The organism is Cytobacillus mangrovibacter, from assembly GCF_042865275.1.
GTDB classification, from domain to species: domain Bacteria; phylum Bacillota; class Bacilli; order Bacillales; family Cytobacillaceae; genus Cytobacillus; species Cytobacillus mangrovibacter.
On sequence record NZ_JBIACJ010000004.1, the window covers coordinates 171,537 to 184,631 of the forward strand.

Below are 13,095 nucleotides of genomic sequence, written 5' to 3' on the forward strand. Positions count from 1 at the left end.
ACGAATGGCGATGGATAAATTAATAGTTAAAGGCGCCAGAGCCCATAATTTAAAAAATATTGATGTCACAATTCCAAGGGATAAGCTTGTTGTGTTAACAGGGCTTTCTGGTTCAGGAAAGTCCTCGCTTGCCTTTGATACAATTTATGCAGAAGGACAGCGCAGATATGTGGAATCACTATCTGCTTATGCACGTCAGTTCCTCGGACAAATGGATAAACCTGATGTCGATGCAATCGAAGGTTTATCGCCAGCCATATCCATTGATCAAAAAACGACTAGCAGAAACCCTCGCTCCACAGTGGGGACGGTAACAGAAATTTACGATTACCTACGGTTACTGTATGCAAGAGTGGGCCGACCAACATGTCCGATTCATCATATTGAAATCTCATCGCAAACAATCGAGCAAATGGTTGACCGAATTCTTGAATACCCTGAACGAACAAAGCTTCAAATACTTTCACCGCTTGTATCTGGCAGAAAAGGGACCCATGTAAAGGTTCTAGAAGATGTCAAAAAGCAAGGGTTTGTTCGTGTGCGTATCGATGGAGAAATGTATGACCTTGGAGAAGAAGTAGCTCTTGAGAAAAATAAAAAGCACTCGATTGAAGTAGTCATTGACCGAATTGTTGTCAAGGAGGGAGTAGCTGCACGTCTTGCTGATTCCATTGAAACGGCATTAAAGCTTGGTGACGGAAAGGTGCTTATTGATGTGATCGGGCAGGAAGAGCTATTATTCAGCGAAAATCATGCTTGTCCACATTGTGATTTTTCTATTGGTGAACTTGAGCCACGGATGTTTTCCTTTAATAGCCCTTTCGGTGCTTGCCCTGGATGTGATGGACTGGGGTCTAAGCTTGAAGTGGATGTGGATCTAGTTGTGCCAGATCGGGATCTTTCATTAAAACAAAATGCAATCGCACCATGGGAGTCGATAAGTTCACAATATTATCCACAGCTTCTTGAGGCTGTCTGCACCCATTATGGAATTGACATGGATATCCCAGTTAAGGATATACCTGAACACCTTTTGGAGAAAATTCTATATGGTTCGAATGGTGAAAAGATATTCTTCCATTATGAAAATGACTTTGGTCAGGTAAGAGAAACAACAATTGAATTTGAGGGTGTCATTCGAAATGTAGAGCGCCGTTTCAAGGAAACAAGCTCGGATTATATTCGTGAGCAAATGGAAAAATATATGGCTCAGCAGGATTGCCCAACTTGTAAAGGGTATCGTTTGAAAAAGGAAACCCTGTCCGTTCTTATTTCAGGCCAGCATATTGGGAAAGTAACTGAATTGTCTATTGAAGAAGCACATCAATTTATTGAAAATCTTTCTTTAACGGAAAAAGAAATGAAAATAGCCAATTTAATTTTCCGTGAAATCAAAGAGAGGCTTGGCTTCTTAGTCAATGTTGGTCTTGATTATTTAACACTTAGCCGTGCAGCAGGAACACTTTCTGGAGGAGAAGCTCAGCGGATTCGATTGGCTACCCAGATTGGTTCCAGGTTAACAGGTGTCCTCTATATTTTAGACGAGCCTTCTATTGGATTGCATCAGCGTGATAATGACCGATTAATTGGCACGCTTAAAAATATGCGTGATATTGGAAATACGTTAATTGTCGTTGAGCATGATGAAGATACCATGCTTGCGGCCGATTATTTAATTGATATTGGTCCAGGAGCCGGAGTTCATGGTGGAGAAATTATTTCGGCAGGCACACCAGAAGAAGTAATGGCTGATGAGAATTCCTTAACTGGTCAGTATCTTGCAGGGAAGAAATACATCCCACTACCAGTTGAACGACGCAAACATGATGGGCGATTTATCGAAATTAAGGGGGCAAAGGAAAATAATTTAAAAAATGTGAATGTCAAATTTCCGCTTGGTACTTTTATTTCAGTTACAGGGGTATCGGGCTCAGGGAAAAGCACACTCATTAATGAAATTCTACATAAAGCATTAGCGCAAAAACTTTATCGAGCAAAGAGCAAGCCTGGTGAGCATAAGGAGATTAAGGGCATTGAACATCTGGAGAAGGTTATTGATATCGATCAGTCACCAATTGGAAGGACGCCTCGTTCCAACCCGGCAACCTACACAGGGGTATTCGATGATATTCGCGATGTTTTTTCAACTACAAATGAAGCTAAGGTCCGTGGATATAAAAAGGGGCGTTTCAGCTTTAATGTTAAAGGTGGACGATGTGAAGCATGCCGCGGGGATGGAATTATCAAAATAGAAATGCACTTCTTGCCAGATGTGTATGTGCCATGTGAGGTTTGTCATGGAAAGCGCTACAACAGGGAAACGCTTGAAGTGAAGTACAAGGGGAAAAATATTTCAGATATTCTTGATATGACGGTCGAAGATGCGGTTACATTCTTTGAAAATATTCCAAAGATTAGCCGGAAACTTCAAACCATTTATGATGTGGGCCTTGGCTATATTAAATTAGGTCAACCGGCTACTACCTTATCTGGTGGGGAGGCTCAGCGTGTGAAGCTCGCTTCCGAGCTGCATCGTCGCTCAACAGGCCGTTCCATGTATATTCTTGATGAGCCAACAACTGGACTGCATGTAGATGATATTTCAAGATTGCTCGTCGTTCTTCAGCGTCTCGTTGAAAATGGGGATACTGTTCTTGTTATTGAACATAATCTTGATGTGATCAAGGCAGCCGATTATCTTGTTGACCTTGGCCCAGAAGGTGGAGGGAAAGGTGGAACCATTATTGCAACAGGTACACCAGAGAAAATTGCTGAAACACCTGGATCCTACACCGGAAAATATTTAAAGCCAATTTTAGAACGCGATCGCTTACGAATGAAGAAGCAAATTGAAGAAAAAGAAGCAAGTGTAACAAATGCTTAAGTAAATGACAGAAGCAGTGCTATAAAGGTGCTGTTTCTTTTTTACAATTGTCTGACCATTAAAAAATTTATTTGAATTGTTGAAACCTTATCATTTCTTTTTTCGTATATAAAAGAAAATGGCTGGAGGGGATTTAGATGCAAGAAGAGCGCAAACGCATACTTAAGATGGTTGAAGAGGGGAAGTTGACTGTAGACGAAGCTTTACTATTGATGGAGGGACTTGATCAATCAAACAAGGCTGCCGAGAAAAAGAAGGAAGAGCTTGTACAAGAACTATCCACAACGGTGAAATTTGAAGAAGCCAAAATAGAAGACCCATTCAATTATAAATTCCAGTCTGCAAAGGATAAAATTATTGACTTTGTCGATCAAGCATATAAAAAAATAAAAGATTTTGATCTCGACTTCAATTTTGGAAAATCCATTGAAATTTCACATATCTTCCAACAAGCAGATGTGAGCCTGAAAGATGTAGATATCGATTTAGCCAATGGGGCAGTCAAGCTTCTTCCATGGGAACAAAAGGATGTTCGTATTGAGTGCCATGCAAAAGTTTACCGTGTGGAAACACAGGATGAGGCACGCAGGAAATTCCTAAATGAAGTCACTTTTGGTATTGATGGCCAGAAGCTGCGGTTTGCAACACAGCAAAAGTGGATGAAGGTTGAAGCAACGATTTACATTCCGCAAACTGATTATGAAAATATAAAAATCCGTATGTTTAACGGCTCAATAGAAAGCAGCAACTTAACAGTTGAGAATTATAAAGCCAAAACAGCAAATGGAAAAATTACGATTCAAGATATGAAAGGCAAATATGCCGAAGCAGAAACAGCAAACGGACAAATTCTGGTTCAAAAGAGCAGCGTTAAAGAGCTCGATGCTGAGACATTGAATGGGGCAATATTAATTGATGGTGATTATCAGAAGGTAGATCTGCAATCATTTAATGGAGATGTCTTCTGTTCATTAACAGGAGATACATGTGATTTTGTTGAGGCAAAAGCAGCAACAGGCGGGATTGAATTACAAATCCCTCATCAAGTTCTTGTAGATGGTGAATTGAAAACCAATCTTGGCGGGTTCAATGTGAATTTAGAAGGGATTCAGGTCGTAGAAGAAAAAAGCGATGTGATTCAAAAAGTGATGCGCTTTAAGTCCGTTAATAATTCAGATGATGCCTTGAAAATTATCGCAGAAACAAAGACAGGATCTATTCAAGTTAAGAAGGCGAAAGTAGCTGCTTTCTAAGGCTTACATGAGAAATTGAGGTGTCTGCTTTCATGAGATGGCTTGTAGGTATATTAATAAATGCAATTTTGTTCGTTGCCATTGCGGGCTTTTTTGAGGAATCCTTTTTCGTATCGAGCTTTGGAGCAGCTATTGGAGCGAGCTTTATCCTATCGATATTAAACGTACTTGTTCGCCCAATTTTGATCATTCTGACGCTGCCGGTTACATTGGTGACACTTGGATTATTTTTGTTTGTCATTAATGCCATCACATTACAAATTACAGATAGAATTATGGGTGATTCCTTTGAAATAGCAAGCTTTGGAACGGCGCTGCTTGTAGCGATCATCATGTCCATTGCAAACCTGATCATTCAAAAGGTCGTTCTTGAGCCAGCAAAGGATTAAAAGTTTCATCAAAATAGAGTCAAAGTAAAGAAGCCAGCACATCATTCGTGCTGGCTTCTTTATTATTCAACATAGATAAACGGGGAGTAACCCAGTTTCTTTAAGGCATCTACAAGTTCTTCTGCATTCTTCCTATCCTTGAAGGCACCAACTTGGACTTTGTACGTTCCTGTTTGTGCTGGAGGAGTTGGTGGATTAGGAGGAGTGGCTCCAGCATTTTCCTTTGCCTTTAGGTTGAAATGATCAGCTACCGCTTTAACGATAGCTTCTGCACAAGTTTTGCGGAATGTATCTGACCTTAATAGGTTAGCTTCGGCATGATTGGTCATGAACCCACATTCTGCTAAAACAGCTGGCATATCTGTTTCCCTTAATACATGAAAGTTTGCCTCTTTCACTCCACGGTCCTTTAGACCGGTAGAAATGATCAAGTTTCGATGAATCTTTTGTGCAAGCTCTGTTGTTTTCTTTGGTCTAATCGGATGGACATAGGTTTCAATCCCGCTGGCACTATTCCAGGTTGAACCATAGGCATTTGCGTGAATAGATACATAACAATCAACTTTTAGTTGATTAGCTTTATCTGTCCGTTCTTTTAACGGTACATCACGATCATCTGAGTGTGCGAAATAAACGGCCACATTTTGATAGTTTTCTAGAAGACTCTTCGCATGATTAGCAACAACCCGGTTGAATTCATATTCTCTCATCCCATCTGGGCTCCGCTTTCCGGCAGTTGAATATCCGTGCCCAGCATCCAGTATGATTTTCATCCTGTCACTCCTTTTTATAAAAAAGTTTAATATCCGGTTTTTTAGTTTTATTAATATATTCACGAATTCAAAAACTAACTACACCTATCTTTGTGGACTTCCCTATTAAATAATCAATCATCTTTATCATATGAATAAGACACTGGAAAGGACATGGGTAACAGAGAAAATTGACTTTCCAATTAGGTGGACCTTTCATCAAGCAGTGAAATTTGGTTCTGCGGTAAAAAGTGCTAAAATATAGTGAAACTGCCATAATAGAGTGGAAGCATCTGTTTGTAAATTTCCTGACAAAGGAGGAAATGTAATTGCCAAAGGTATGCACGAAGGATATTGTAGAAAAATTTGGACTAGAACTAATAAGTGGTGAAGAGGGAATAAATCGCCCAATTATAACAAGTGACTTATCAAGACCTGGTATCGAATTGGCAGGGTACTTTAACTATTATCCTGCTGAAAGAATTCAATTGCTCGGTAAAACGGAGCTTACATTTACAGAGAGATTAAATGATAGGGATAGACAAGATCGCTTTGAACGCTTATGTACAGATATCACACCTGCCATCATTATTTCGAGAGGAATGGAGGTACCTCAAGAATTGGTGGAGGCTGCAGAAAGAGAATCAGTCCCTCTATTAAGAACGAAGCAAAAGACAACTCGTTTTTCCAGCTTACTAACAAACTATCTCGAGAGTAAGCTTGCCCCGACAACAGCCGTTCATGGTGTGCTTGTTGATGTGTATGGGGTTGGTGTGCTCATAACTGGTAAAAGCGGGGTTGGTAAAAGTGAAACAGCGCTGGAGCTTGTCAAACGGGGACATCGTTTAGTTGCAGATGATTGTGTAGAAATTAGGCAGGAGGATGAAAACACGCTTGTCGGAACATCCCCAGAACTAATTGAGCATCTGCTTGAGATTCGAGGACTCGGAATTATTAATGTGATGACATTGTTTGGGGCTGGAGCTGTTCGAAGCTTTAAACGAATATCGATCATTATGGATTTAGAGCTATGGGATCAAAACAAACAATATGACAGATTGGGACTTGATGAAGAAAAGATGAAGATCATTGAAATGGATGTTCCAAAGATAACGATCCCTGTTCGTCCAGGCCGAAACCTAGCCGTTATCATCGAAGTGGCTGCAATGAACTTCCGCCTTAAAAGAATGGGTGTAAACGCAGCTGAGCAATTTTCCAACCGTCTTGCCGATGTCATTGAAGATAGCGATTAACTATGTCATGGATCGTTCGTGCCTTTATATGCAATAGAGCGATCAGTATCTTTACATAATTTTATGAAAAGGGTTATTTTAATCCTAATTTTTACGATAAAATAGAAAAATGAAAGATTAAAAGGAGCAGTGATTATGGAATCGACTATTCAACCGCTTAACCCGATCGTCTTTTCCCTCGGGCCAATCTCAGTCCGCTGGTATGGCCTGATCATCGGGATTGGCATCGCCTTAGCCTTAATGATCGTCATGCGAGAAGGGGAAAAAAGAGGCATTAAAAAGGATTTATTCGCTGATTTAATGCTTTGGGCCATTCCCATTGCCATTCTGTCTGCGAGGATTTATTATGTTATTTTCCAATGGGACTTCTATTCCCAGAACCCTGGAGAGATTATTAAAATATGGGAAGGCGGAATCGCCATCCATGGAGCATTGATTGGTTCTGTCATTACCGCCGTTGTCTTCGCGAAAAAGAGAGGCGTTTCTTTCTGGAAGATTGCTGATATTACGGCTCCGGGACTTATTCTAGGTCAAGCAATTGGCCGTTGGGGTAATTTTATGAACCAAGAAGCACATGGAGGAGAAGTGACCCGAGCATTCTTAGAAAACCTTCATCTTCCGGAATTTATTATTAATCAGATGTACATCAATGGCACTTATTACCATCCTACTTTCTTATATGAGTCCATTTGGAATATTATTGGATTCGTTATTCTTATTTTACTAAGAAAAGTTAATTTGCGACGCGGGGAATCTTTCCTTACGTATGTTATCTGGTATTCGGTCGGCCGCTTCTTTGTAGAAGGGATGCGGACAGATAGTCTGATGCTCACGGAGCAGCTAAGAATGGCACAGACTATTTCAATTGCACTAGTCATCGGAGCTGTCATTCTAATCATCTTGAGAAGGATGAAGGGATATGCAGATGCGCGTTATTTAGATGAGAGTGTTTAAACTTTAGAGATAAATGAGAAAATTTAGTTTGTAAAAAGGGGTAGAGACATGTTGGTCGAATCGTCCAAAAGGGGAATAAAGGTTGGCTTAAAGACGACATGGACATTAGGGAAAATTATCTTTCCAGTCACATTAATTGTCGCCCTACTCCAACATACACCCGTGCTTCCATGGGTAATTAAGCTAATCACCCCGCTAATGAATGTCATCGGCTTGTCAGGGGATGCGGCCATTCCGCTTGTATTAGGGAATTTCTTGAATCTATATGCAGCAATAGGGGCGATTCTAACCCTTGATTTGACGGTTAAAGAAGTATTTATCATTGCCGTCATGCTTTCGTTTTCACATAATCTGTTTATTGAATCAAGCGTTGCGATAAAAGTGGGGGTTAGACTCTGGATTGTTGTTGCGGTTCGGCTTGGTTTGGCACTTCTTTCTGCCATTATTATTAATCTTCTCTGGCACGGTGGATCAGAGATGGCTAAATACGGGATGATTCCAGCGAAAGCTGAAGAGATTAATGGCTGGGGCAGTGTTTTGCTAGATGCGCTCCAAAAAGCAGGGCTTGGCATTTTTCAGCTAGCAATCATAGTAATCCCCCTCATGATTGTCATTCAAATCTTAAAGGATTTGAAATGGCTTGATGTTTTTTCAAAATGGATGGCCCCAGTTACAAGGCTTTTGGGAATGAAAGAAAATACTTCAACCACACTTGCTGCTGGCTTATTATTTGGCCTAGCTTATGGTGCTGGGGTCATGATTCAAGCAGTGAAAGAGGATGGCGTGAGCAAAAAGGATGTTACCATTGCCTTTATTTTCTTAGTTGCCTGCCATGCAGTTATTGAAGATACACTGATTTTTGTTCCATTAGGTATTCCGGTTCTGCCGCTCCTTCTTCTCCGCTTGGGAGTAGCTATTTTATTAACACTGATTGTCGCATTTATTTGGAACCGGACTGATATGGAGAAAAGAAAGGAAGCATCATATGAACAAACAAGTTAATACTGTTCTATTTGATTTAGATGGAACGTTAATTGATACAAATGAATTGATTATATCGTCGTTTCTGCATACGCTAGGAAACTATTATCCAGATCGTTTTAAGCGCGAAGACGTGATTCCCTTTCTTGGTCCAACGCTAAAGGAGACGTTTGAGTCGATTGATGCGGAGAAAGTAGATGAAATGATTGCTGTGTATCGAAAGTTTAATCTTAGCCAGCATGATTTGCTCGTAAAAGAATTTGATGGTGTTTTTCAAACGGTTCAACAATTAAAAGAAGCCGGTTTCAAAATAGGTATTGTCACAACAAAAGTATTAATGGTTGTTGAAAAAGGATTGAAGCTGACAAAGCTTGATTCATTATTTGATGTGATTGTGGCATTAGATCATGTCGAAAAGCCAAAGCCTGATCCAGAGCCGATATTAAAGGCGATGGAGCTTCTAGGCTCCAAGCCGGAAGAGACGATCATGGTTGGTGATAACTCTCATGATATTCTCGGCGGGAAAAATGCTGGCACGAAAACAGCTGGCGTTGCATGGAGTGTAAAGGGGAAAGAATTCTTGCTCGGATTTAATCCGGATTATATCCTTGATAATATGACTGATTTACTTGATATTCTTGAGGTAGAGAAAAAATGAGGCGAACGGAGCGATTTCCGGTAGAGGGTGCGAATTCCCTTTGGCATGTCTATAAAACTGTTCCTTTTTGGAAAGTGGTTAAGAACTTTGCTGTTATTCAGCTCGCGCGCTATACCCCATTTTTGGGAATGAAGAACTGGCTGTACCGCACATTCTTACGTATGAAAGTGGGCGATCAGACTTCATTTGCGCTAATGGTCATGCTTGATGTCATGTTCCCAGAAAAAATTAGTGTTGGCCGTAATACGGTGATTGGCTATAACACAACTATTTTGGCGCATGAATACTTAATTAAAGAATATCGGCTGGGGAATGTAGAAATTGGCAGCGAAGTGATGATCGGTGCCAATTCTACGATCCTGCCAGGCATAACAATTGGCGATGGTGCCATCGTTTCAGCGGGGACTCTTGTGCATAAAGATGTACCAGCCGGCGCTTTTGTCGGAGGCAATCCGATGCGCGTTATTTATACAAAAGAAGTCATGGCGGAGCGTTGGGCAAACGACCCCATCTACGGCAAGAAAAAAGAATAAAATGTATCGAACTCTGCTAGTCATGTGCTAGCAGAGTTTTTATTTTGTCCTGAATGTAGCTTAATTTGAAGTTACTGGGCAGGAAATAGGATTTATTGAGCAACTATTCCAGGTTATCGAGCAACTTCTCAATTATATCAAGTAACTATTTCGCTTTATCTAGCAATTCATCAAATCTCAGAGACTTTTCCAAAATAAATCATAAAAACTTTCAGAATTATTTGTTGACGGGATATGTAAGGAGCGTTAAAATACATATATCTTTAATTTACTACCATATTAGCGAACTAAAGTGAAAAGCTATTGAGGTGAATGGATTTGAGCCGCTTATTTATGTTTGAAAAGCCCTTAGGGATGAGAGATACATTACCAGATTTGTATGAAAGAAAATATGCGTCCAGGTCATTAATTCAAGAGGAAATGAAGCGCTGGGGCTATCAGTTTATTGAAACACCGACTCTTGAATACTATGAAACGGTTGGGGCAGCATCAGCGATCCTTGACCAGCAGCTATTCAAGCTCCTTGATCAGCAAGGACACACACTCGTGCTGCGGCCGGATATGACAGCGCCGATTGCACGGGCTGCTGCTTCAAAACTATTAAAAAATGAACTTCCGATTCGACTTGCTTATTCGGCCAATGTCTTCCGGGCACAGCAGAGGGAAGCAGGCCGGCCAGCAGAATTTGAGCAAATTGGAATTGAATATATTGGCGATGACACGATTAGTGCAGATGGAGAATGTATTGCTTTAATGATTCAGTCCTTGCAAGCGGCTGGGTTAGAAAATTTTCGCCTCTCGATCGGTCATATCGGATTTGTTCATACCTTTTTCCTGCAAATTTTAGGAACAGAGGAACGAGTCGAAGCATTAACTAGATTCTTATATGAAAAAAATGATGTTGGCTACCGGGAGCATGTAAATGAGCTACCTTTATCATCAATTGATAAACAGCGATTGCTTGCATTTTTAATGCTTAGAGGAAGAAATGAAGTAATTGAAAAGGCATTCGGCTTACTGGAAAACGATCTAGGAAAAGAAGCGGTCATCGAGCTTCAACAGCTTTGGGAAATGATCAATGATTACGAGCTGGAGGACAAAGTCAGCTTCGATCTCACACTTGTCAGTCATATGAGTTACTATACTGGCATATTGTTTGAAGCGTATGCCGATCATGTTGGCTATCCGATTGGCAATGGCGGACGTTATGATCGTTTGCTGCAAAAATTCGGGAAGCAGGCAGGTGCAACCGGTTTTGCGATTCGACTGGATCGTCTGCTAGAAGCACTAGGTGGAAATGCGGACAAACTTGAGCGTTCCTCCTGTGTTTTATTTAGCCCAGAACGGCGAAAGGAAGCCTTTCAATATGCGCAAGAACAAAGGAAATTAGGTCAAAAAATCGTTTTGCAGGATATTAGCGGGGTTAAGGATATTGACACATGCACAAGCAAATACGATGACATTACCTTTTTAGTCGGCAAAGCGGGGAAGGAGGCTTTCAGATGAGAGATGTACTAACGATTGCAATGCCAAAGGGCAGAATTTTCGATGATGCCGTTGATTTACTTAGGCAGGCAGGCTTTCGATTACCGCCAGAGTTCGATGATTCAAGGAAATTAATTATTGATGTGCCTGAAGAAAGTTTTCGATTTATTTTAGCCAAGCCAATGGATGTCCCTACATATGTTGAACATGGGGTAGCAGACCTTGGGATTGCGGGGAAAGATGTGCTGCTTGAAGAGGAAAGGGATGTTTACGAGCTTCTTGATTTAAAAATTAGTGCATGTTATCTGGCGGTTGCGGGCCTTCCAGATGCAAAAATAAATGAGCTAGCGCCAAAGGTTGCCACTAAATATCCGCATGTGGCGGCCGCTTATTTTAGAGAACAGGGGGAGCAGGTGGAGATTATTAAGCTGAATGGTTCAATTGAGCTTGCCCCACTTATTGGTCTTGCCGATCGAATTGTTGATATTGTTTCCACAGGACGAACGCTTAAAGAAAATGGCTTAATCGAGTATGAACGAATGGTAGAGATTACTTCCAGACTAATTGTTAATCCAGTGAGCTTTCGTCTTAAGGATACGCGTATTAATGAACTAGTTGAGCGATTAAGCGAAATAAAAAGCTATGCCCTTCAGGAGTGATTAGAAATGAGGATTGTAAAAATCAGTGAACAGCCATCGATTAAACGGTCGGTTGATCAAGGAACAGAAGATCAGCGGGCTGCTGTCAAAGCCATTATTGAGAAGGTGCGACAGGATGGAGACCAAGCTTTAAGAGCGTTCACAGAACTATTCGACGGTATCTCTTTGGAAAATTTCGCAGTTTCAGAGATAGAAACAAGAGAAGCTTATGAGTCAATCGATGAGGAAACGTTGGCACTCATAAGGGAGGCTGCAGCAAATATCCGTTCTTTTCATGAAAAACAATTACGTCCTTCCTGGATGACAACGGATGAAAATGGCACGATTCTCGGTCAAAAGGTAACACCACTTGATTCGGTAGGACTATACGTGCCTGGTGGGACAGCTGCCTATCCATCGTCAGTCTTGATGAATGTCATTCCTGCGAAGGTAGCAGGTGTTGAACGAATTGTAATCACCTCTCCGCCAGATAAAAAAACAGGAAAGCTTCCGCCAGCTGTTCTTGTAGCTGCCAAGGAAGCTGGTGCCGAAGAACTTTATAAAATTGGCGGTGCGCAGGCAATTGCTGCCCTTTCCTATGGAACAGAGACAATCGCTCCTGTTGATAAAATTACAGGGCCAGGGAATATGTATGTTGCCTTAGCAAAAAGAGAGGTTTTTGGCGATGTTGATATTGATATGATTGCCGGTCCAAGTGAAATTGCGATTCTAGCCGATGATTCTGCTAAACCAAATGAAGTAGCTGCTGACTTATTATCACAGGCTGAACATGATATTTTATCCTGCAGTGTTCTTGTCACACCTTCGGAAAGCTTAGCTGAGTCTGTGGCAATTGAGATTGAAAAGCAATTGAGTACACTGCCGCGTGAGGCGATTGCAAGACAAGCGATTCATAATTATGGGGCGATTTATGTCACTGATTCGATAGAGGAAGCTGTCCAAACAATCAATCGTCTTGCTCCCGAGCATTTAGAAATTTTAACGAAAAATCCAATGGAGCTTCTCGGTCAAATCAGGCATGCGGGAGCCATCTTTATTGGGCGCTTTAGTCCTGAACCTGTTGGTGATTATTTTGCCGGACCGAATCATGTGCTGCCAACGAACGGAACGGCACGATTCTCGAGTCCGTTAAATGTAGAAGATTTCCAAAAAAAGTCGAGCATTGTTTTTTACAGTGAGAAGGCTTTAAAGGACAATGGCGAAAAAATTGCGGCATTTGCGCGCCTTGAAGGGCTTGAAGCGCATGCGCGTGCGATTGAAACAAGATTAAAGCAACAGTAATGGGGGACCTGAG

The 13,095-nt window shown here is 41.1% G+C and carries 12 protein-coding genes; 11 read left to right on the forward strand and 1 reads right to left on the reverse strand.

The window, feature by feature from the left end; translation table 11 throughout:
* Positions 1-4: 4 nt before the first annotated feature.
* From uvrA to ACFYKT_RS09380, 3 genes are all read left to right on the forward strand, one after another.
* A complete protein-coding gene (gene uvrA, locus ACFYKT_RS09370) occupies positions 5-2,884 on the forward strand; it encodes an excinuclease ABC subunit UvrA (RefSeq protein WP_389218716.1) in 2,880 nt (959 codons plus the stop codon).
* A gap of 137 nt (positions 2,885-3,021) precedes the next feature.
* Positions 3,022-4,137, forward strand: coding sequence for a DUF4097 family beta strand repeat-containing protein (locus tag ACFYKT_RS09375; RefSeq protein WP_389218719.1), 1,116 nt, complete (start codon positions 3,022-3,024; stop codon positions 4,135-4,137).
* Between the two features lie 32 nt (positions 4,138-4,169).
* Positions 4,170-4,526, forward strand: a complete 357-nt coding sequence (locus ACFYKT_RS09380) for a phage holin family protein (RefSeq protein WP_389218721.1) — start codon at positions 4,170-4,172, stop codon at positions 4,524-4,526.
* Between the two features lie 62 nt (positions 4,527-4,588).
* Here ACFYKT_RS09380 and ACFYKT_RS09385 read toward each other — a convergent pair whose 3' ends face one another.
* Positions 4,589-5,299: an N-acetylmuramoyl-L-alanine amidase gene (locus tag ACFYKT_RS09385; protein WP_389218724.1), complete on the reverse strand. Its 711-nt coding sequence runs from the start codon at positions 5,297-5,299 to the stop codon at positions 4,589-4,591.
* 308 nt (positions 5,300-5,607) lie between these two features.
* Here ACFYKT_RS09385 and hprK point away from each other — a divergent pair, with 308 nt between their 5' ends.
* The 8 genes from hprK (at position 5,608) to hisD (ending at position 13,082) form a co-directional block, all read left to right on the forward strand.
* Positions 5,608-6,531: an HPr(Ser) kinase/phosphatase gene (hprK, locus tag ACFYKT_RS09390; RefSeq protein ID WP_389218727.1), complete on the forward strand. Its 924-nt coding sequence runs from the start codon at positions 5,608-5,610 to the stop codon at positions 6,529-6,531.
* A 135-nt stretch (positions 6,532-6,666) separates the two neighbouring features.
* The gene (lgt, locus tag ACFYKT_RS09395; protein ID WP_389218731.1) at positions 6,667-7,485 is read left to right on the forward strand and encodes a prolipoprotein diacylglyceryl transferase; all 819 of its coding nucleotides are present in this window, start codon (positions 6,667-6,669) and stop codon (positions 7,483-7,485) included.
* Between the two features lie 48 nt (positions 7,486-7,533).
* Positions 7,534-8,487 carry a nucleoside recognition domain-containing protein gene (locus ACFYKT_RS09400; protein ID WP_389218734.1) on the forward strand — a complete coding sequence of 318 codons (954 nt, stop codon included), beginning with the start codon at positions 7,534-7,536 and terminating at the stop codon, positions 8,485-8,487.
* Positions 8,471-9,124 carry a pyrophosphatase PpaX gene (ppaX, locus tag ACFYKT_RS09405; RefSeq protein ID WP_389218737.1) on the forward strand — a complete coding sequence of 218 codons (654 nt, stop codon included), beginning with the start codon at positions 8,471-8,473 and terminating at the stop codon, positions 9,122-9,124. The genes ACFYKT_RS09400 and ppaX overlap by 17 nt, the downstream gene beginning before the upstream one ends.
* Positions 9,121-9,657, forward strand: a complete 537-nt coding sequence (locus tag ACFYKT_RS09410) for an acyltransferase (protein WP_389218740.1) — start codon at positions 9,121-9,123, stop codon at positions 9,655-9,657. Before ppaX ends, ACFYKT_RS09410 begins: the two co-directional genes overlap by 4 nt.
* A gap of 318 nt (positions 9,658-9,975) precedes the next feature.
* Positions 9,976-11,163, forward strand: a complete 1,188-nt coding sequence (locus ACFYKT_RS09415) for an ATP phosphoribosyltransferase regulatory subunit (protein ID WP_389218742.1) — start codon at positions 9,976-9,978, stop codon at positions 11,161-11,163.
* On the forward strand, positions 11,160-11,801 hold the full coding sequence (hisG, locus tag ACFYKT_RS09420; protein ID WP_389218745.1) for an ATP phosphoribosyltransferase: 642 nt from the start codon (positions 11,160-11,162) through the stop codon (positions 11,799-11,801). Before ACFYKT_RS09415 ends, hisG begins: the two co-directional genes overlap by 4 nt.
* Before the next feature lie 6 nt (positions 11,802-11,807).
* Complete coding sequence (hisD, locus tag ACFYKT_RS09425) at positions 11,808-13,082, forward strand: histidinol dehydrogenase (RefSeq protein WP_389218748.1); 1,275 nt, start codon at positions 11,808-11,810, stop codon at positions 13,080-13,082.
* Positions 13,083-13,095 lie beyond the last annotated feature (13 nt).